Raw genomic sequence first — 21549 nt, 5'->3', positions numbered from 1 at the left:
TTGTATCATGTACTGTTTAGTTTGGTTGAAAATAGTTCTACGGTTTATTTACGGTAAGTATTGGCAATAGGCAGCCCTGTGATCAATTTTTGTGATCACTTAGTTAACTAACCAGCATGAAGTTCTTTCAGGCTAAAGGCCACCAGGATAGTATACCAGACTTTAATCTTTCTCCTTCTTAAATTTTGGTTCAGCTTTGTTGATAGCAGTTTCTCATTTTGAATATATAGTTTGGTTAACGATATAGCGGTCGTTATTTATTACCTACAGTTCCCACCAACGATGATATATCCTTTATTGATATTATCTTTTTTGACTCTGGCATCTAATGAAAAAGCAATCAATGCAAGTGCTTTATCTAAATCGTCCACTGTGTTAAAAGATCCGTAGAACCTGCACTGTGCCGATTTTTGGTCGGTTATTACCGGCACGTTATAATATCGCTGCAGGTCTGTTGCCACTTTGGACAAAGGATCTCCCTTATAAATGAATTTGCCGCTCATTTTCTGGGCAAAGAATATTGCATCTTCTGTTCCATCCTGTAGCAGCAAGTCTTGCGAGGCCGGGTTGTATACCGCGCTTTTGTTGGCTGTTAATACCAGTTGGCCATTTTTATGCGGTTTGCCTTCACGGGTGTTCACCTGTACCATTCCTGATACCACTACTACCCTGGCGGCGTTGCCTTCGTGTACTTCCATGTTAAAGGAGGTACCCAGTACGGTAGTGTTGATCAGCGAAGAGGAGATGATAAAAGGATGTTTCGCATCATGGTTGATTTCAAAGAAAGCTTCTCCTTTTAATATTACTTCACGATTTTTTTTATCAAATACTTCCGGGTAGGTGATACTGGAGCCTTTCTCGAGGTGTACCACTGAACCGTCGGGTAATTTCACGGTTTGCCGTTCTGATGTGGTGGCAAATACCTTTTGTTTTACGCGGTCGTGGAGCAACATATACCAGGCGGCTCCTGCCAGCAGTAATACAGCGGCTGCCGCTGCGGCTTTGTGTTTGAACAACCGGAAAATACCTTTGAAAGAACTATCTGCAACGCCTATACGCTGGTGAATGTTATTCAACATCCTGTCCGACAGGCGTTTATCTAATATATGCTTTGCCGTTAGGAGGTCGGCCTCAAAATATTCGGCGGCTACTGTTTCCAGTTCGGAAAAATCATTGGCATCGAGGTATTCTACCATCCACTCCTGCTCTGTGGCAGTCCATTGATCTTTACTTAACAGCTGTTTGAGATATTCCTTTCTGTTGGGCACTAGCGTGATGGTTTAATCTAAATACGCGCAGTTAATAAAAAAGGGTGGGTTCTTTTTGAACTTTTTTTGAAAAAACAAAATATTAATTAAAAGATAATATGAAATAGGTTCGTTTATTTATGAATCATGGTAGTTCAGGAACAGCATCAGGAGCACAATATACTTACGGTCGCCGTTACGTTGCATATAGTCGTTTAGCTTGATCATGGCGGCAGACAGGTGTTCTTTTACAGTATTACGGGAGATGTTCAGTTCATTGGCTACTTCTTCATAGGTTTTACCTTCCAGTTTACATCTTGTTACTATTGTTCTTTTTTTAGGAGATAGTTTTGAAATCGCCTGTTCCAGCAAATGATATTGTTCTTCGTCGATGTTTTTACGCTCGATGGCTACCGCATCATCGGCGTCGGTTTGGAAGATGTTTTTGTGGAAAGCCTGTTCACGCAGCTTTTTCCTTACAAAAGATACACACATATTAAAACTGATAACAAACAACCAACCACTTACAGACTGGTCTGGTTCGATATCCTGTCGCTTTTCCCACAGGCGTGCGAAAACATCCTGGAGAATATCTTCTGTAACCACATCATCTTTCACAAACTTGAAAATATTCCGGTATACGGCCCCGTGATACTTCCAATACAAACTATCAAAGGCGCTTACTTCGTGGTTTTGTAACCGCACTACTAATTCAGCATCTGGTATATTCATATCTCTTCTTTTATATAAATCATATCGTGGAATACAATTTATATGGCTAGAAAAAAGCCAGGTCTCCCAAAGGCAATGGCCATCTATTTTGCTGCATAAATTAGTAACAAATATTATTATTTTATAAATAAATTCGTATTAGCTATAATTATAAATTATTACACACCGGTAAAGAGCTGGGAAAACGTTTGCTGGTATTGATTTTACAGCCTTATGGGAAAGATGGGAATAGAAATTTCTGGTACAGGTAGCTTCTGTACGAAGTGAAAACAGGGCGATAATTACTAATATGTTGGGGTTATGAAGGCTGGTTCATCTCATAGTGTTTCCACTCCCACTGCAACAGGGATACAATAATGGGCACCAGTGCCACACCTTTTGGAGTAAGGCTGTATTCTACACGTCCAGGCGTATCCATGAATGTTTCACGAACAATAATCTCATCTGCTTCCAGCTCTTTCAGACATTTTGCAAACACCTTTGCAGAAATATCCCCTACAATAGCATGTAGTTGTCCGAAGCGGATTTTACGCTTGCGTAAGGCATAAATAATAATGGGTTTCCACCGGGAGCCGATAATTGATTTTGACCGTTTATTCGGGCAATCACTGTATTTGCTGAACGTCTTTTGTTTCATTTGTACTTACCTTATGGTTACTGGTATTGATCCTAAGCCGCTGTAAAATTACGCATTTGGTTGTTGCTTTGCGTAAAAGATATACTCAATGAATTACGCATCGTTTTTTACACCGTTTCAATACAAAGGTCTGCACCTGAAAAATCGTTTTGTGATGGCGCCCATGACACGCATGGCATCGCCGGATGGCATTCCCACCCAGGCAGTAGCCGACTATTATGCCCGCCGCGCTGCCGGCGAAGTAGGACTGATCCTCACCGAAGGAACCGTGATCGACCGCCCGGCATCGAAGAATGAAAAAGACATTCCCAATTTTTATGGCGCCGCCGCACTGGCAGCATGGAAAAATGTAGTAGAGCACGTACATGCGCAACATGGTGTTATTGCGCCACAGATATGGCATACCGGCGACGCCCCCGGCATGACGGGATGGATGCCACCCGCGCCCAAAGAAAATCCTTCTACTATGTCGGTCGGTGATATCGAAGCCACCATCGCCGCATTTGCCAGCGCCGCTAAATCGGCCCAGGAAGCCGGATTCGACGCCATAGAGCTTCACGGCGCACACGCCTACCTCATCGATGAATTTTTCTGGGACAAAACCAACCCACGCACCGACGACTACGGCGGCAAAACCATCAAAGAAAGAAGCCGCTTTGCAACCGCCATCATAAAAGCCATAAGAGCCGCCGCAGGCCCCGACCTCGTGATCATCCTGCGCGTATCACAATGGAAAGCCACCGACTATAACGCAAAACTGGTGCACAACCCAAAAGAAATGGAAGACTGGATCATTCCACTGGCAGAAGCAGGCGTAGACATCTTCCACGCCTCACAAAGAAGATACTGGGAACCAGAGTTTGAAGGCTCCGATCTCAATTTAGCCGGCTGGATTAAAAAAGTAAGCGGTCAGCCTACCATCACCGTTGGCTCCGTGGGCCTTGCCGGTGATGTAATGGGCGCTTTTTCCGGTGAGGGTTCAGAAGTGGTTACGGATATGCGTGAACTGGAGCGCCGCTTTCAACGGGGCGATTTTGACCTGGTGGCAGTGGGGAGATCTATTTTGCAGGATCCTAACTGGGTGAAGAAAGTGAAGGAGGAACAGTTTGATCAGCTGATGGCGTTTGATGCGGCGAGCATGGGGAGGGTGTATTGAGGGAGGCTGCAGATATAGAACATAAGAAAGCGTTCGTTGCATACATGAGAAAAACCGGGTCAATGACCGGTTTTTCTCATGTATGCAACGAACATCCTCATTTAATAGTAAATAAAATCTCTTAAATACAACTTTTATTCGATTCCAAACATGCCGCGGCGTTATTAAATTTGCGCCATGTTTAATTCCTGTACCTGGCGCCGGCCCCGAAACGCCGGACACTTTGTTCCCGTAACAATAACCCTGCTGTTAGCCCTGCTTATGCAAACAGCTTTTTTAAACGCCCAATCCAATAACAGGGCAAATTACCAACTGCTTTGGCGTATTGATGGACCCGGCCTTCAGGCTCCCTCTTACCTGTTTGGCACCATGCACCTTACTGATAGGCGCGTATTTGAGTTTAGCGACTCCGTGCTTACAGCATTACGCAACACTTCAGCTTTTGCCATGGAGGTGGATATGGATTCAATGATGACATACATGTTGTCTCCCGGAGGTCCCTTACAGGATACTGTTAACCATATGCGGCACTTACTGAACACTGAGGAGTACCACTATGTAGACAGCCTGGTAAAAGATAAAACCGGCTCTTCCCTTGACCAACTGAAATTAAAGCGTTTGTGGTTCATCGAAAAGTTGCTCGTTGATGAAGAGGAAGAACTCAATAAAAATGCAGCTCCGGGCCAAAAACCAGAAAATATATTCCTGGATGGCTGGTTGCATCAGAAAGCCACCAGGCTTAATAAACCGGTGCATAGCCTCGAAAAGATCCAGAACCAGCTAGGCGTTATGAGCGCGAACGTTTCGGAAGCGCAAAAAGAAATATTCCTGTGGAGCATTGGTTACCAGCCTGCCGGTCAAGGTGATGCGCAAGACCGAACCGACCGGCTCGAAGCACGGGTAAGCCATCTCAATGAACTCGCAGACCTCTATTATGAAGGCGATCTCCGGAAAATATCAACACTTGTGGATGGTTGGAAAGACCCTGAAGATGGACCCAGCCTGGAAGTCCGGAACAAGGAAATGGTGACCAATCTTGTTTCAATGCTTAACAAAAGCAGTGTTTTCGCCGCTGTAGGTGTAGCCCATTTACCTGGTGAAAAAGGTATGTTATCGTTACTTCGGGAGAATGGATATTCTGTTTCTCCGGTAAGTGCCAAATTTACTGGCGAAACACGCCGCCAACGACAACAGCTGGACAGCCTGAAAGGATATTCCTTGAACAGGATTGCAAATGGTTACAGCGTTGTATTGCCTGGTGTTCCTGTGGTATATCCTTTACCGGGTGTAAACGGTAAAATGTTCCTCGGAGGCAATGAAGCAGAAGCCGGGATTGCCTTTTCCATGGATATTCCTCAACTGGCAACTGACCGTCGTCAATTGGTGCAGTCCATGATCGCCAACATGGCAGCACAGGATAATGCTGTATTGCAAAAATCCTATCCTATCACATACCGCAACATATCAGGTACAGAGGCAGTCTTATTACAAAAAGACGTACCTTTTTATATACGTGTCTTTATCATCAGCAACAGGGCGTTTCTATTTATGCACAGTTCCCAGAAAGCTGACAGCAGTGATAGAAAAGACTTTTTCCGGTCTGTGCGTTTCTATGATATTGTGCGGCCTGAAACGGTATATGATACGTTATATCAACCAAAGCTTGGTTTCTCTATGCTTCTGCCATCGGAGCACAATCATATCCACGTGGGTATGAAGGAAGGTATGCGCCCCGAAGAAGTATATTCTGCATTAGATAACGCCCATAAAATCTCTTATGTATTGCGTATAGAAAAAATGCAACGGGGTTATTATAATATTGATGATAAACAGGTGCTGGAATACCTTCGTGCATCAATACTCCGGCAAGACAGCACATTACAACTGACCGACTCTGTTTTAACGGAAAAAGACGGTTTCCCCCAATACCAGCTTACTTATCGGCATAACAATAGCTTTGTTTCCCGTTTGCACTATATTCCCCGTGGCAATCTTGCCTACTGCCTGATGACAACTTATGATACCGCTCATACAGATCGCAGCTACTGGCAACGTTACCTCCAGGCTTTTCACATACTTCCATTACAGTCACAAGCCCCGGTCATAGCCTTTGTACCTGCAGATAGCAGTTTTATAATAACCGGACCGGACAAGTTTACCGGTGGACCTCTCGAACGTCAATATGGATCATCTCTTGTTGATGTTAATTATTATACGTCTATGGATAGTGCTTCTCATTCAATGTATATAATAGAAACAGAAAAATATTCCCCTTACTATCATAACGAACCTGACAGCCTCCTGAAAACGTATATGTTTAACATAGACACGACCTTTATTATAATCGGCAGTCGAAAGTACTCCCAGGATGGTTTGTCTATATATGAGGCTGATCTGAAACACCGGAATACCGGCTTACGGTTTTACCGGAAAGCAGTGGTTGCCGGACATAGCATTTACCGGTTATCAGCCATTGTCCCAGAAGAACTGGCAGGCACCGGGTATGCACAGCAATATTTTTCTTCTTTTCATCCCAGCCAGACAGATACTCTGCAGCTTCAGCAGAAAAAGCTCTCCAGACTGTTGATGGATCTACAAAGTGCCGATACTTCAATATTCAATAAGGCCAACGCTTACCTGAAACACCTTCACCCCGACAGCTCGGATACCGGACCGATTATAAATGCACTAGACAAGCCTTTCCCGGCCGATACCGGTATCAGTAACGCTAAAGTCCAGTTGTTGCTTTCACTGGAAAATGCAACCAGCGACGCCGTGGTGCATGCAGCCGAGAAATTATTCGTTACCACAGAGAGTGTTCCGCAACGTAAAAATATACTGCGCTTCCTGACCAGTATTTCTTCGGATTCCGCCATTCTCACCTTTCTGCGTTTGGCGCCGGAACTACCGGTTGGCACTTCGTTTCCCCGGAATATTTTTGCTTTCTCATTCAGGGATGACAGTCTATATCTGCAATACCTCCCCGCCATGATTAATACTGCCAGCCGTTCGGAGAGCTTTCTGTATGCCTTTACTGCGTATACCAGCGACGATTCTATATGGCGTTCTCCTCAGCTCACACAATATAAACTCGACCGTCTCCTGCCCGGTATAACACAACTGTTTAAACAACAATTAAAACAATGGAAGAACCGGCAACCAGATTCAGACAGCAGCTGGTATTGGCAAAACGACTTACTGCGTACAGGCCGGATACTAGCACTACCAGGCATGCCTTCTTCCGCTGTTGAAAGCTTCCGTGAGCTACTGGCAGATACTACCATGTCGCTGCGTGCCCTGGGAGCACGTGGGTTAATAAGCCAGGGCATCAAGGTAAACGATAATATCCTTCGCAAAATTCTCACGGATCATAGCGAAGCATATCCATTCATTCAGGCATTAGAGCAACAAAAACAGTTGTCGCATATCCGTCACCTGCTTACCCAGGAGCTTGTAGGACGCAGCTACGTCTCCTATTACCTGAGCGACGACTATAACGTAACAGCTATCGAGCAGGTGTCCCGCGTGAAGGCACACCCCACCGTGTCAATGATATTGTACCGTTTCAAAACAGATGAAAGTGAAGACTGGGAATATGTTTTGAACGGCCCACACCCGACGGATCCTGCTAAGATCAATTTTGAGCCGCAGCTAATGCATTGGATTGAAGGGAAAAGTACCGTCGGGAATAAAGCAAAACTCAATGCTGAGGCAGTGAAAGCTTATAAAGAGTATTTGGAAGAGGATTGAGGCTTTTTATATTGCATTAAAACGGGATAGCCTGGTCAATGACCAGGCTATTTTATTTCAGCATGCAACGATTTTGAAATTTGTAAGTATGAATGTGATGAGATGTTGCCGTCCATTGAAGTCGCTAAAACCTTAGCCCGACTCCTGGAAACAACCGTGGGTTACTTACTGGGCGAAGCTGCCAACAGTAATACGTTTAAAGATCCTGCTATGTTGCAGCGACTTAATGAGATCAGCTCATTGCCTGAAGAAGATAAACGCTGTATTTTATATACTATTGATAGTCTGCTACAGAACGCCAGAACTAAAAAGGCATTTGCACATAAATAATAAACCCGGTCGATTGACCGGGTTTATTATTTATGTGCAAATGCCTTTCCTATTGAAAATATTTAACGATACTCCTAATTAAATCTAACTGTTGATAGTCATCAGTCTCTACAATCCTGGTAGGTATCTCTTCTCTGTCTTCTTTAATATTATACAAAGCATAATCTAAAAAACCTTTACTCCAAAAGTAAATATAACCACTAAATTTCGATGAGTCTAAATCAACTCCTGTTAAAACACCTAGATTATTAGAATCACTACTATCCCTCCTGATACTAATGATCGTATCTCTGTTTACTAGATATAAAAACTCCTTTTCTAAAAACTCAATAAAATCCATCTAATCCTTTTTTTCTTTAACTTCAGAAATATTTTTAACCTCCGGATTCAGCATGCCTCCTTGCTTCTTCAATTGATATTTCATAGCCGCATTAGCTCCACCTCCGATCGTTTTAAACCAATCAGCCTGACCTCCTTGAAGTAAACTATTAGTAGGTACATCAAACTCTACATATACAGAATCCGGTCCCGCCTGCTTTCTAAAAGAAGCTGGCCCGCTAGTAGCAGTAAAGGTCATCCCTCCTGCTCCTTCCTGTATTCTTCCTGTAGACTTCATAGCCTCATATTCTTTAGCTTGCATCCATCTTCCCACTCTGGTAAATGAATTGCTTTCAGTATTAACTTTGGCAGCATTAGTATTACCTCCTTGTACCGCTGTTGTTTGCTGATTTGTTTGTTTAGTGACAGTGGTAGCATTAGTAGTCCTTTGAGGCGCAGCCTGAGATCTGCTCATCGCATAATTAACAGTAGCCGCCGTCTGAAAACCTTCTGCTACAGTATTACCAATTTCCTCTGCATGCTGAGTTTGTTTCTGTCCGTCGGTTTGAACAGTATTCATAAATTCATTCCGGTAATCCTCATCATAAGCAACCTTCCTCAAAACATTTAAGCCGCCTTGGCTTGCTGTATTAAAGGAGTAAGTACCTACAAATTTCCCACTCTGATATACATCTAAGGAGGGAATTTTCATACCGAACAAGTCGAAAATCGTCCACCCCAAAGGTGCTCCAACGTTCTTACCTAAAAATACAAATCCGATTTTATGTCCCTTATCATCTAAATCCAGTCTATAATCATAAATCTCTTTACCATCAAGATCAACGTTCTCAATAGGGTTATTTGCTGTAAACTGATATGGTGTCAACTCTGGATACTGCTTCTGCAATGGATCTACTGATAAGAACCGACCAATTCGTGGATCGTAAATCCGCATTCCATAATTTATCTGGTTCCCCTCTCCCTTCACTTCATTATCATTCTCCTTCCCATTAAACCCATAACGGTATAGTCCCCCAATGCTCGCTCCTAAATACTCATAAAGAATATTTTTACACACAACAAAGCCAGCCAAATTGACCGGCTTTATCATTTTAAAAGAAAGTCTTAAACACTTTTTCCATTCAAATACTCGAAAGCGGATTCAATAAAATTGTACTACATTTGGGACACTTACACATTTCGAAATTAGTCTTTTGTTCCTCCCATACATGTTCACAAATAGGACACTCTAAAGATATTCCATCTAGTAAAGCCGCAGACTCTTCAATTCTTGGATTTTGGTATTCTAACTCCAACAGATTTTTATACTTCTCAAACAACGCGACCTCTACTGGAGCACCCTCAACTAGATTATTATAAAAAAAACGATTCTCAATTCCAACCCATTCCCTAAACGAAATTAAGATAACTTCTTTGCCATCACCAGTCAAACTTTTTCCAAAACAAAAATACCTTGAGAGACGATCGTCAACGACCTCAAACAAATGACTAGGAAACCCCCTTGTATATGAATCTACATTGAAAAGAATCTCATACTTGATAATATTATTATGAATATAAATTCCATATACAGTATACAGTTTTTCATTCAACAAGAATTCTGTAGCAGATACATTATAAATGCTACTATCTTCAAGCACTTCGTTAACTTTACTTTTTAGAAATCTTATCAACATAATTAATTACTTTTTTTGTTATTGCCTCCATAAAAAGATTTATTAGACTCAGGCACCATGACAGATTTCTTTAATGATCTATCATCAAACTTGAAATCAAACAAAGTTCCTGTCCGATTATTTTTGAGATAATGAACAACCGTATTCACAGTCGTCCCCAATGAAGTGTGATAGTCTAATTCGACCGAATACTTTGTAATATCAAATCCTGCTAATCATGGATCTGTCAATGGCTTATCCGTTCCGGTTCCTAAAATAGGATTACCTCCGCCTTTTTGCGCAGCGCTCATCGCTATACTTTCTGCAAGATTACGTGGCTGTGTCCTCCATATTTTGGAATTAGCTAAATAATTGAATCCTGGCGGCAGTCCAGCAGCAACAGATTCATGACTCATTATAAGACCTGGTTGTCCACCTCCTACCTGAGTATTTGAATTAAACCTCACAGGCTCAGTCTCTATCGCATGTGGGAATACACTAGAATTTCTTGGCGGAATACCTGCAAATGACATAGCAACCCCATCCACTCCACTACCTTAAAACACTCCTTTATCACCTCCTACAAGATACCCAGTAGATCCTCCAAGACCACTTCTAATGGCGTCTGCAAGGGCTTCATTATATCGTTCTTGCGAAATACGAGCATTCTTTAAAACAACTGATTGCGGCCCCATCTGTATAACTCCATCGATTTTCATCATTATGTGAGCTTCCGGGATCGTTGTAAGAATTCTCGTCTTATCTCTAGCAATCTGCTCTGCCTGCGCAATCTTCAACTCTGCTTTTCTCTTCGTTGCAAATGCCTGCTGCATCATCCACTCTTCAGCTCCATCAAGATCTATGGCCTGTATTGGCGTATTCCCTGCAAACTGGTATGGCGTATACCAAGGATATTTCTTTGATAATGGGTCTACGCTCAGGAATTTTGCGATACGCGGATCGTAGATTCGCATCCCATAATCCTGCTGATTCCCCTCTCCCTTCACCTCATTATCATTCTCCTTCCCGTTAAACCCATACCTATATACCCCCCAGCACCCAACTCCACGGCCTCACCTGCCAACCGCAACTTGGGACCTTAATATCGCTTGCAGTAATCAGAAACATGAGTGAGCATATTACTATTGTTTTTTAAACCAATAATACTGAGGTCTTCCATCTTCTCCATTAGATCCAATAATAGCAAACATTGAATCATTCTTGTTGTACGGAGAGAAGTCTATAACGACAGGTGTATTTCTAAATCGCAATTTGCCGGAGCTTTCAAACCCACATGTCCCTGCATCCCAAACACCTACTGTATCTTCTATAAAAGGAACCAACCTATTAGTGTGAAACGTAGAATCAGGCTGAAAGATAATTAACAACCCCGCAAACTGCATAGAATCATTTGATTTTTGACCCAATGTGTCACTTTGAGCATTATACAGATACTTCCTATCTGATTAATATGACATTTCTTTCTTGCTTCAACCTCACTCAATCCACAAGAATAAACACTAACGCTTATTATTAAAAAAAACAGCTTAAAATATTTCATTGCAAAATTTTACCGTTGTAGTAACGGACTTTCATTTGGAATAAACAAGTTAAACGATTCATTCCTCAAGTGCCCACTTCTTAAGCCAGCCATCTACAACAATGTGTCCAGGATTACCTTTTATCTTTATTTTATTTTTGGCATCAGTTATTCCCATGATTTTCAAGAGTGATCCACATCCTTATCTCCATATGGAAGACTCCCGGTAAGTATATTACGGGCCGAGTGCCAAGATCAAGAAACTCAGACAACTTCTCTCCTACCAGCCACTAATATTGAGTATTCCTCGATAAACTGGTATAGATTCCTGTATAAATAGCATAGTATTCTAAAGGTAATGTTGTTCTTAACTTTTCAAAAAATTACTACTGGGGCACCGTTAATTTCCCGTGCAAATAAAATAAAGTTCTGTCTTCAATCAATGGCAAATCGAGGTAAATAGAATTATTACTTTGCTGAATTATTTCTGATGCAAATATGCCGTATCCAGGTAAATAAGCGTGATATTCATGTATTTTATAGTTTAATCCTTCAGAATTGTAAAAAAAATTAATAGTAAAATAGTCACTAAAAAAAATCAACTCTCTATATCTGAATTTAATTCCGCGCAGAATGCCTCCATACAAGTCATGAACTACCAACATTCCTCTATCGACATATTCCACTTTTATGCAAGTATCAGCTAACATTGTTTCAACGAGGACCAGGTTATACGCCTTATCATCTTTACGAAAAACAAACGTACGTGTTGTATCTTGTAGGATGGCCGACACTCTAGTCAGATTCATAGTACCTACTTTGTACTGACTTATTAGAAAATCTGTACCTGACATGTTAACAACAGTATCATGTTGAACCCTTTCATTTTTTAAATAGAAATCTAAAGAAACCATTATGTTACTAGAATACTCGGCTTTTATATCAAGCCCTGAAATACAAGATTTATCAGGTAATAGTCGAGCATAATTAAAACCACAAAAGCTGCTACTTTTAATAGGTTGCCCACATGCTAAAGCATATACTGATGCTAAGAAGAAGATTAATACATGTTTTTTGTCCAATGCGATATATTTATTAAAATTCATACCTATTTTAAAATGATTTTAAATTCTATCAAAACACGTCATTGCGTTTCCTTTAACACAGTTTGCAATGACGGTAATGGTTTGTTCTCAGGTTTTAAGGGAGGGATAGCTGGAGCGTTATGAGGCGCGCCTTTCTCATCTAACCTAACGTTACCAAAATTTGTATTAACAGATCCATCTGGCTTAGCCAGAGACCACTTCTTATAATTCTCCTTTGCCCAAAAATAATGGCGAGGAGGAGCCACCCCTTGAGCGGGTTCTGGTGGTGGTGCTGCTGTAGGTACCCAATTAAAAGCGTTCCAAGAGCCCAAAGTATTCTCTCCTTGGTTCCCCATAACCTCTCTTCCCGTCATTTGAGCAAATGTTGACAAGTATTCAGAACCACTTAATTGAGGAGCTCCAGTAAAGCATCCCATTAGTACTATGCTTCCTGTACTTGTCAGGTTTTTCGTTAGGCTCTGAAAATCATCTATATTTTTATATAAATCGTTTTTTCTGTACGCAGTATAAGAACCTGGTACTCCCAAAGTCTGCCCCGCACTTTCAAAACTAACACCGTGATCTGCAAAAATCATTGTTTGATACTGAGTATTAACATCCTTTAAATATTTGCTAATATCCTGAATATTGCCAGCCATCATTACGTCGATATTCTTATTTTCCATACCCTTAGCATAGTATCCTCCAAATTGATATCCTGATTGTGTCACTGAAGTACCTACAATCAATAATGCAGTTGCTTTGGGATTTGGTGCTTTCATATATTCTAATCCATCCAGATCTATTCCATCTATAGGTCTGTTACTTCCGAACTGATACGGCGTAAGCATTGGATATTTCGGAGACAATGGGTCAACTGATAAGAACCTCCCCACCCTCGGATCATACACCCTCATCCCATAATCCTGCTGATTCCCCTCTCCCTTCACCTCATTATCATTCTCCTTCCCGTTAAACCCATACCTATACCTTCCCGCTCCCAAATTCCACGTCCTACCCACCATTTGCATACCAAACGGCGCATAGTCAGACATATTATACACCGTCGCATTTAAACTCACCTGCTGATCTGAAATCACGCCCAGCGTATTCCCCAGGTGATTATTCAATTCATAACGGGTTAAATTAACCTGCGACCATGCAGTAGCGGCATTACCAACCGTACCTGTCACTGCGATTTCCGGCATCCACATACCTAGTCTGGAGCTACCGTAAAGATGTTGCTCTTTCCAGTAGGTTTGAGTACCGCCATTATTACCATATACCGCCAGGGAATTGCCTTGTGCATCCCTTACATACCAGGTTTTATTGACAGTACCACTTTTTGTATACTCTTTATAGATACGGTTACCGGAAGCGTCATATTTATACATCAAAGAACTACCGTCACTAAAAGTAATACTTTTAATTTTACCATAAACAGACCAGGTAATATTTGTGATGGAAGCGCTCTGATCTTTTATCAGATTGCCTATTTTATCATAAGTATAATTGTCGTCAGGCATGCCATCGAGGTCCGAACTATAGGCACTGGAAGCTACCGCGTCCTTTATATGACGTAAGGTATTGGCAGTAAGATTACCGGCCTGATCTCTGGGGTAATAATAGCTGAGATTATCCATTGGCAGGGATACATCACTGGTACCATTCCTGAAATAGGAAAGGATATTGCCATTACCATCATAACTGATGTCTTCCTGATTGTTCTCGATCCGTTGCGATAATCCCCACGTACCCGTACCCGTTATCGGGTGCTGACGCATACGTATCAGGCGGTTTAGCTGGTCGTACCGGTAACTGTAGCCAACGGGGTTACCGCTGTTTAATTTCGATAATGCTACGGTAGTACGACTGATATTTCCGTTAAAGAGATTCTGGCCGGTGATGTCGGTGGCACTGGCGGCATATTTTACCGCGAGGGCATTGGCTCCGGTGCCAATAGGCTTATAATCGCCTGTAAAATAGTCAAGTGAATATGCCATCACGTCTTTGGCGAAAGTGCTGCCTGATTGTCCATCCAGCCCGATATCATTGGCAGGTGTAAGACCAGTACCATTTATTGTTTTAAGCCATCCCTGCAGCGTGTAGGCATAGTCAATTCCCTGTGCATTGTTTTTACCGATGCGGGCACGTGCAAGTGGTCCGTGTTTGTAATAATAGTAATGCGCATCCGTAGCAAGACCGGCAGTGGGGATTGTCCAGTTGTTGCCGCTGTGTGCAATACCAGTATTGGCTTCCACCAGCCTGTTTTCAGCATCATAGGTGTAGTTATAGAAAAACTGATCCGGTTTGGCCTGCTGATAGCGGACAGCATTCACCTTACCGCTCACCAGGTCATAGTTGTAGTCGATTTTCTTTATTTCGTGTAAGCCGTATAATTTCTGCCAAAGTGTTTTCACATTACCTAACGCATCATAACTATAGTAAGATCCCTGCTCCACAGTTCCTTCTGTTTCCAGGTAATGACTGCCAGAAACACGTTTACGGAGATTATCCTGCGGATACAGTGCATCCGGTGGTGCAACATCATAGAAAGTGCGGGTAATCTGGCTATTAGTTCCACTGGCCAAAAAGAGATTTACCGTAGCATCAGCTACAAAAGCCGGTAACCCGAGGCTATTCGCATTCTTCTTTTCCCCTACTTCGGTGATCCGTCCAAGATTGTCATATTCCGTGTAGCTATATTGATTGGTTCCCAGGTACTGATTGGCATTACGGGATGCGAAAAGACGGCCTTTCTGGTCGTACCAGAAATAGCTGGTATTGGCATCCGGTGAGTTTTGCTGCACCACCTGACCCAGGGAGTTGTACGCGTAATCTGTACTGAGGCGGTGCCGTGGATATACAGCAGATGTTTGTACCTCCGTTGTTCCTCCGTCCGGCAGCGTGGTAGCTGTTCCGGGCAATGGCGTATTGAATCTTCCCCAGCTAATGGTATCCTGTAAAAGGACGGCGCTATAGGCCGCTGCCATACCCATGCAGTTCTCTTTCGCATTAGCGGCAATTTCTGCAGTGGACATCAAACGCTTGTACATTCTCAGCTGTCTCAGGTAAGTGAGGTTTTCCGCAAATACGGCGCTTCCCGTTGATGCCGCTGTAATATCCCAGCCACAACCCAGCGGCGGGGCATTACTCACAGCAGGACAACTTACCCCATTCACAAATACGCTGATAACGCCGCTTTCATCAAGGTCAGGGCCTTGTAATACCACATGTGTCCAGGGATTGAGCGGCAGTAAGCTGCTGATATTAACATCTATACTATTGGAAGCTGTGATCTCTGCAGATCCGGCCACCGGCGGCGCCAGTTTATACACATCTGCATGCAGGTAACTACCATCTATACAAACATTAAAATAAGCCTTGTCGCCGGCATTGGCAAGCACTTGTGCTGCGCCTCCATCTGCATTATACAGCCACATTTCCACCGACTGGCTCGCGCCTGTCAGCGCCGTACCAAGCCTGTCGAGTGTGGTCGCCTCATTAGTATTTTGTTGTGGTCCGTTATAGGTACACTGACTATACTCCGCCCTTCTTGAGCGATCAACCCAATCAAGTCGCTCCGGTTCCTCTATCACATCCACTCCTTCCGGGGGAACCGTCCGCAGGAGATTTCCGGCCTGATCATAATAGTATAAGGTATAATGATAAATCTGCTGAGAGGTGTTGAGTGACACTTTGGAACGGACAGCGCTGCAAATATCGATGTACTGCTTACGGAAATCCTGTTTCACAGAATCTATGTACATCGTGTAAGACCTTTTTGCGCCTTCTATTGCGCCGTCAACCAGGTCATACATGCATTCGTACGGCTCCGCCGGCAGAGTGCTGTATACCGGGGTATTACAAAGTGTTGCATTAGGACTTGTCTGTAATAATTTCCTGAAATTATCATAATCCGAAAAAGCCAGTGAAAAACCCCAACGTTGGTTCAGATAGTTACGATATACATTTTTATAGGCAACAGCTGAAGTATCTCCTAATGCTCCTACCGATGCGGCAAAGGCAACCCTGGCTGCCCAAAACTCAGTGGCAGTAATACACCCCTTAGTAGTTCCATCCAGGAATACCGGTAAGGTAACTTCCCGGTCGAGTAAATAACGGCAGTTATTACACCCTTTCATGAGCGCATCGAGGTCCGCAGATGTGATGTTCATCCCACTGCCATACTTCGCCACCAGGTAATTAAAAAAGGTTACGCCGGGCTGCGTGTTTTGCTGCTCCAGTTTAAGTGCGTTCAAACGTGCGCACATGGTTGAATCAGTAGCTCCCACCGACCTGGTAACAGTTTGCGGACTCACGTTGTATGGATAAGGCCCATCTGCCAGCCAGGGATTGCAAAGCATACTAAGAGCGGAAGGACTCAGGTAACGTTTCAATACCTGCTCAAAGGTAGCATCGCCATCGGTATTTACTTTTCCCGGCATCGCATTGCTGGAGCCATTTATATGCGTTTCATCTCCACCCAAAGTACAAACCTCTATCAAACGGGTGCGCAGCAATGTCTTATTCGCCGCAGGAAGGGTCGTACATGCTTCCAGTTTCTTCATCAGAAGATCCACATTCACTTCGCAGGAGCGCTGTATCTGCAGCTTCAGTGAATCCCTGGCAGCAGGCAGATAAGCAGCGGTATCTACCGATAATGTTTCGTTATATTGATAGTTATTGAGACGGCTCTTCTTTCCCCAATACTCCACTGCGCAGGGTGAAGGTGGGTTGGTGGGAGTGCCTGTACAACTATACGTGGCGCTTGTGATTCTCTCAGATCCCTGGCTGGAACTCTGCAGTACAAATGATTTTGGTCCGGGAGAGGCTGCCGAAAACACAACATCTTCGTCGTGAGAAGGGAAAAATGTGCCCCCATCAACCCAATAAGTAATTGTTATGCTAATCCCTGCAGGTATTGGCATATTAGCAGGTGGCCATGTAGTAACCGTTCCCACATTACCCGACCGGGAGAACATCGACAAATTAAAATCAGCACAGGTCCTGTATGGAACAGGCGGTGTAGGCTTGTTTCCCTGATTGATTACCGGGTAAGCGCCCACCGTGCAAATACCCTGGCAGTAACTGGCGTCTCTTAAACGTTGATAATATTTTTCTTTCAACTCCAAGTACAGGCTAACATACGTCTGCCATTGCTTGTCAGGAATTCTGCAACTGGCAACCGGCGAACACTGATTCCATCTTACTGTTAAATCAGTGCTTGCATTTACGTTGGTATTTCCCTTACCATCACCGCAATACAATAAATAATCCACGTATTGCGACAAACTTTTATTATTCACGCCGCTACCGGATATGTGCAATACGTTTGCAGCATAATTATCCAGATCTGCTTTAAATGCAGTATAATAGGCCGTACCCGCGCCACTGCCGGTAAAGAAAGGATCCGCAGCCAGCAACCAGGAACCATTGTTGATGTCGTACTGCAAGCCCGCTTTAATCGATGGAATATCTGCCGTTGTAGTATAGATCTTTTCTATCCGCTGATCCCATGATTTATCCGCATTCATCGCTTCACAGAAAGTAAGCGCACATTTCTCCGGATGATAAGACAGGAACTTCTCCGCCCATTCGGGCTTCCAGTAGTTCACCAACATGGCTAGCGTAAAAGACTCATCATAGGGAGATGTGTAAGAACCATCCTGTAACTGAAACTTAGTGGCATCATAATCCGTACTTCCTGGTTCTTTTGGTGGAAAGACATCCAGATTACGCCAATTTTTACTAATCACATTTATACTAGTTTCCAATGGAACACCGTTGGAAAACAACGCGTATTGACCACCAGGACTTACATCATTTAAAAGTATATTTCTTAATTTATCACATGGAGATGCCAGACAGGAAGTTCGCAACATCTGGCAATTACTGTATAAAGCATCATACAGTCCGCCGGCCCAGGTATTGATCGCTGCAAGATTAGCTACCGTATCAATACCATTCTGACTGATCCTTATCTTCAGGGCTGTCATGAATCCAGGCTTCGTTCCCAGCATTTCCCGGCAGGTGGTGCACTCCGAAAAACATCCCGTAAAATCTTCTTTCTTCAACTGTTCCAGCGCAAACTGGAACTGCGTTTTAAGGTTGGTATTACGCGTAACGAAATCATTCGTGTAATACTCAATCACATTTGGATTAAGCGCCAGTTCAAACGTAATATAGTACTCCCCTATTTTATTCAGCGCTACTGTAAAAGTGGTATCACTGGCAGATGTAAGGTTACAATCCGACAATGCACTTCCCCGCTTTACATTGGCCATATTCAGTATCCGGTTATTGCAATCATCATTTACAATGACCTTTACATCATAGTAACAATTGCTGCAAATAGTTACACCACCCTGTGTGTACTTCTTAATCAACCTGTCCATACTAAACGTAAAAGACGCCGTTGGATCCGGCACCGAAGCAAGATAGGTGGTAGTAGCGGTGAGTTTCAGCGTGCCGGCATCAAATACAAACCGCTCAGGCTGCAGCAATACTATATTTTTCTTAACAGCAGCCGGTTTCGATGGTAATGCCAGCAGCGACGTATCCGGTGTGCTACCTGTAAGCGCAGTGGCTACCGTTTTTCCGGCGGCGTTCTGATAGGATATACTGATCTGGCCATTCGGATCTATCACCATATTTTTCAGATAGTGATCCGCATAACCCGCATCATTACCAAACAGGCGATCAAGCTCCCATTGTTCAGGCTTGCCATAATAATAACGGGTGGTATGATTTACAGCAAGATTTGTAGTAGGCTGCATCGTAAGTCCCACGCCACCTTTCACCGCAATACGGCCGGTATTGTCCGGTGTATACGACGTTACCGCCAGCGGGTACTTTTCTGCATCAGGAATATATTTCGCGTATGGATCTGTTGAGAGGAATCCGTTACTGATAGAATAGTACTTAGATGCACCCCATCCGGTTTTTAAAGAATCAGGTATTCCGATACACGCGCCTGTAAGGCCTTTAAATACGTTGGCGCCATTATAAGAAGTTCCCGCAGGATTTATATTAAAATCGGGGAAAAAATTCAATATACCGGAGTTTGTCGGGGCTGGCAAAATATTCGCCACGGGCCGGCCATACTGGTCATAAATATTTTCCTGTACTATGGATACTTTATCACTATTGTTTACCGTAACCGTTTGCCTGTTGCGAAGTGTGCCATCAAAATAATTCACCACTTCTTTTTTCTTTCCTTCTTCCGCGTAGGTAGCATCATACTGCCAGTTTAAGCCTGGCTGATGCCAGGTAGTTGGTAGTACTATCACTGCCGGTGAAACAACGCCACCAGATGAAATCTGGTAGCTCCAGGCGCCCTCGTTCCGATAGCCAGCACTTTCATCTACCGTACGCATGCGGATAAGCAGGTACTTACTGTTATGCACCAGTGAGATCGTATAATCGGTATTCACCACCGTAATACGTGTGGAATTATTACGGAACATCGGCGCCAGTATCTGCATGGTAGCTCCGCTGCCTGCCTGCGCCAGAATAGCTCCGTTAGCAGATTCTTCATCTACAAAAGTCCATTCAAGATCATACTTCTGTGCGCCCGGTATCAGATCCCAGCTGACCTTTACGGAATTGGCTGTGGGTGTAACAGATGTCATAGCGCTCATGGCACTCATACCCTGCATAGCCGGCTGCTCGTCCTCTGCTATATCTACCATAGGGATCAAGGTTTTACCACTCTGCGGTAAATAATCCCTGTTTACAACAACATGCGCCTCCAGCGTAAAGATGGCGGGCAATTCACTAAGCTCGTCACTACTGATATCATTTACAGAAACCTTTATCTTATATGCATTACTAAAGTCGTATTGCGCCATCTGCTGGTATACAGCACCCGTGGCAGTGTCGTAGTTGATGGTAAGCTTTACATGCTCTATGGTAATAGGTTCTTCCTGTCCGGGCTGGCTCCAGTACTCCACCTTCAGATCTGTTTTACAGGAAAACGACTTGTTAATCCCTCCCAGATCATTATTGTTAAGCTTAAAAACAATCATGTTCAGCACAGAATTGTTATGGATGGCGTCCCAGTTATAGGCAGGGTTTTCGAATTTTTCATCTTTCACCACCAGGGTATCGCCCTTTTTGAGGGCGCCCTGAATTTTCTGCTGATAGGGCTCTATGGCCGCCAGGGCTCTTCCTGTTGTAATACATAACAACAGGAACATAATCAGTATTATGGCAGATGATCTGGTAAAATATTTGAATAAAGGCATATTCAACATTAAATAGGGTTAACACTAAAATAAACTGACCAGCGTATAACCGGCATAAGCGCTGGCAGGTTCCCAGCCCTCGCCTCCTTTTTGCAGGTACGTTTCCTTTTGCAGCAGCTTTTGAGGAATAACGCCATCCTGCCACCTGTCTACGGTGATCACCACCTCTTTATCCATCTGATCATTAAGAGGATCGAGAAGATTCGTCAGCCTCATATACTGGCCTTTCAGCACCATGGTGGCAGGATCATATTCAAAGCGATATTCTTTACAGGAAATATGCCGGCTGTTCCGCATGCTGATACTGGCTTTTCCGGATGAAATTTCTTCAGTGATCTTATAGTTTTCATCCCTCCATATCTGGACAATACTATCGGTAGGCATATGAAACGGAGGAAGTACCTTCCGGGCGGGTCCCACAAAGATCTTCTTCGCATTCTTACTTACACTGATAAAGATGTCCTTTAGCGCAATGGTTTCCACATCACTTGCCTGGTAATAGAATTCATTCCCGCGGCGGCAGAAACTATAAACGGTGTACAGGTTGGTGGCACTATCTGACGGATCTTTTGCAGATATGGTACCGGCAGTGTAAAACTCCTGGCAGGAATCCATATGGGCATATACGCTGATAAGTTGCCGCAGCGCGCTTTCATCTTTCATACTGTGTAAAACGCCCTCTTCGGGAGCTGGCTTTACTGACAGCCCGCGGGTTGCAGGATTCATCCATCCCGGCACTCCTGCAAAAGAAATGATAACGCCTCCGAGTATCAATACCGGCACAACGAATTTTAATATCCAGATAAACTTTTTCATATGTAGGGAGTCA

At 43.4% G+C, this 21549-nt stretch carries 12 protein-coding genes and 1 pseudogene; 3 read left to right on the top strand and 10 right to left on the bottom strand.

Annotated elements, in window-relative coordinates; genetic code table 11:
• Positions 1–260: 260 nt before the first annotated feature.
• From PV783_RS18150 to PV783_RS18140, 3 genes are all read right to left on the bottom strand, one after another.
• On the bottom strand, positions 261–1268 hold the full coding sequence (locus PV783_RS18150) for a FecR family protein (RefSeq protein WP_420989063.1): 1008 nt from the start codon (positions 1266–1268) through the stop codon (positions 261–263).
• 117 nt (positions 1269–1385) lie between these two features.
• Positions 1386–1979 carry an RNA polymerase sigma factor gene (locus PV783_RS18145; protein ID WP_079467655.1) on the bottom strand — a complete coding sequence of 198 codons (594 nt, stop codon included), beginning with the start codon at positions 1977–1979 and terminating at the stop codon, positions 1386–1388.
• A 298-nt stretch (positions 1980–2277) separates the two neighbouring features.
• Positions 2278–2616 carry a winged helix-turn-helix transcriptional regulator gene (locus tag PV783_RS18140; protein ID WP_420989062.1) on the bottom strand — a complete coding sequence of 113 codons (339 nt, stop codon included), beginning with the start codon at positions 2614–2616 and terminating at the stop codon, positions 2278–2280.
• Between the two features lie 88 nt (positions 2617–2704).
• Here PV783_RS18140 and PV783_RS18135 point away from each other — a divergent pair, with 88 nt between their 5' ends.
• The 3 genes from PV783_RS18135 to PV783_RS18125 all read left to right on the top strand — a co-directional run bounded on the left by PV783_RS18135 (position 2705) and on the right by PV783_RS18125 (position 7852).
• Positions 2705–3772, top strand: coding sequence for a 12-oxophytodienoate reductase (locus tag PV783_RS18135; protein ID WP_420989061.1), 1068 nt, complete (start codon positions 2705–2707; stop codon positions 3770–3772).
• Between the two features lie 177 nt (positions 3773–3949).
• Positions 3950–7522 (top strand): TraB/GumN family protein, encoded by a 3573-nt coding sequence (locus PV783_RS18130; protein WP_420989060.1) that lies wholly within the window; start codon positions 3950–3952, stop codon positions 7520–7522.
• Between the two features lie 102 nt (positions 7523–7624).
• Positions 7625–7852: a hypothetical protein gene (locus PV783_RS18125; protein WP_420989059.1), complete on the top strand. Its 228-nt coding sequence runs from the start codon at positions 7625–7627 to the stop codon at positions 7850–7852.
• Between the two features lie 49 nt (positions 7853–7901).
• Here PV783_RS18125 and PV783_RS18120 read toward each other — a convergent pair whose 3' ends face one another.
• The 7 genes and pseudogenes from PV783_RS18120 to PV783_RS18090 all read right to left on the bottom strand — a co-directional run bounded on the left by PV783_RS18120 (position 7902) and on the right by PV783_RS18090 (position 21536).
• Positions 7902–8192, bottom strand: coding sequence for a hypothetical protein (locus PV783_RS18120; protein ID WP_420989058.1), 291 nt, complete (start codon positions 8190–8192; stop codon positions 7902–7904).
• Positions 8193–9281, bottom strand: coding sequence for an RHS repeat-associated core domain-containing protein (locus PV783_RS18115; RefSeq protein WP_420989057.1), 1089 nt, complete (start codon positions 9279–9281; stop codon positions 8193–8195).
• 31 nt (positions 9282–9312) lie between these two features.
• Complete coding sequence (locus PV783_RS18110) at positions 9313–9867, bottom strand: hypothetical protein (RefSeq protein WP_420989056.1); 555 nt, start codon at positions 9865–9867, stop codon at positions 9313–9315.
• A 536-nt stretch (positions 9868–10403) separates the two neighbouring features.
• Positions 10404–10877, bottom strand: a pseudogene (locus tag PV783_RS18105) (RHS repeat domain-containing protein); the annotation flags it as partial.
• 895 nt (positions 10878–11772) lie between these two features.
• Complete coding sequence (locus PV783_RS18100; protein ID WP_420989055.1) at positions 11773–12492, bottom strand: hypothetical protein; 720 nt, start codon at positions 12490–12492, stop codon at positions 11773–11775.
• A 38-nt stretch (positions 12493–12530) separates the two neighbouring features.
• On the bottom strand, positions 12531–20720 hold the full coding sequence (locus PV783_RS18095; RefSeq protein WP_420989054.1) for an RHS repeat-associated core domain-containing protein: 8190 nt from the start codon (positions 20718–20720) through the stop codon (positions 12531–12533).
• Between the two features lie 24 nt (positions 20721–20744).
• Positions 20745–21536: a hypothetical protein gene (locus PV783_RS18090; RefSeq protein WP_420989053.1), complete on the bottom strand. Its 792-nt coding sequence runs from the start codon at positions 21534–21536 to the stop codon at positions 20745–20747.
• Positions 21537–21549: the final 13 nt, after the last annotated feature.

Source organism: Chitinophaga sp. CC14 (assembly GCF_048957795.1).
Taxonomy (GTDB): domain Bacteria; phylum Bacteroidota; class Bacteroidia; order Chitinophagales; family Chitinophagaceae; genus Chitinophaga; species Chitinophaga ginsengisegetis.
Note: the sequence above shows the minus strand (reverse complement) of the source record. Positions and strands in the feature narration are given on the sequence as shown.

Coding starts and splice junctions, on each gene's coding strand:
- PV783_RS18110 (WP_420989056.1), bottom strand. CDS start 9,867: ATGTTGATAAGATTTCTAAAAAGTAAAGTTAACGAAGTGCTTGAAGAT.
- PV783_RS18125 (WP_420989059.1), top strand. CDS start 7,625: ATGTTGCCGTCCATTGAAGTCGCTAAAACCTTAGCCCGACTCCTGGAA.
- PV783_RS18095 (WP_420989054.1), bottom strand. CDS start 20,720: ATGCCTTTATTCAAATATTTTACCAGATCATCTGCCATAATACTGATT.
- PV783_RS18115 (WP_420989057.1), bottom strand. CDS start 9,281: ATGATAAAGCCGGTCAATTTGGCTGGCTTTGTTGTGTGTAAAAATATT.
- PV783_RS18100 (WP_420989055.1), bottom strand. CDS start 12,492: ATGAATTTTAATAAATATATCGCATTGGACAAAAAACATGTATTAATC.
- PV783_RS18130 (WP_420989060.1), top strand. CDS start 3,950: ATGTTTAATTCCTGTACCTGGCGCCGGCCCCGAAACGCCGGACACTTT.
- PV783_RS18090 (WP_420989053.1), bottom strand. CDS start 21,536: ATGAAAAAGTTTATCTGGATATTAAAATTCGTTGTGCCGGTATTGATA.
- PV783_RS18135 (WP_420989061.1), top strand. CDS start 2,705: ATGAATTACGCATCGTTTTTTACACCGTTTCAATACAAAGGTCTGCAC.
- PV783_RS18145 (WP_079467655.1), bottom strand. CDS start 1,979: ATGAATATACCAGATGCTGAATTAGTAGTGCGGTTACAAAACCACGAA.
- PV783_RS18140 (WP_420989062.1), bottom strand. CDS start 2,616: ATGAAACAAAAGACGTTCAGCAAATACAGTGATTGCCCGAATAAACGG.
- PV783_RS18120 (WP_420989058.1), bottom strand. CDS start 8,192: ATGGATTTTATTGAGTTTTTAGAAAAGGAGTTTTTATATCTAGTAAAC.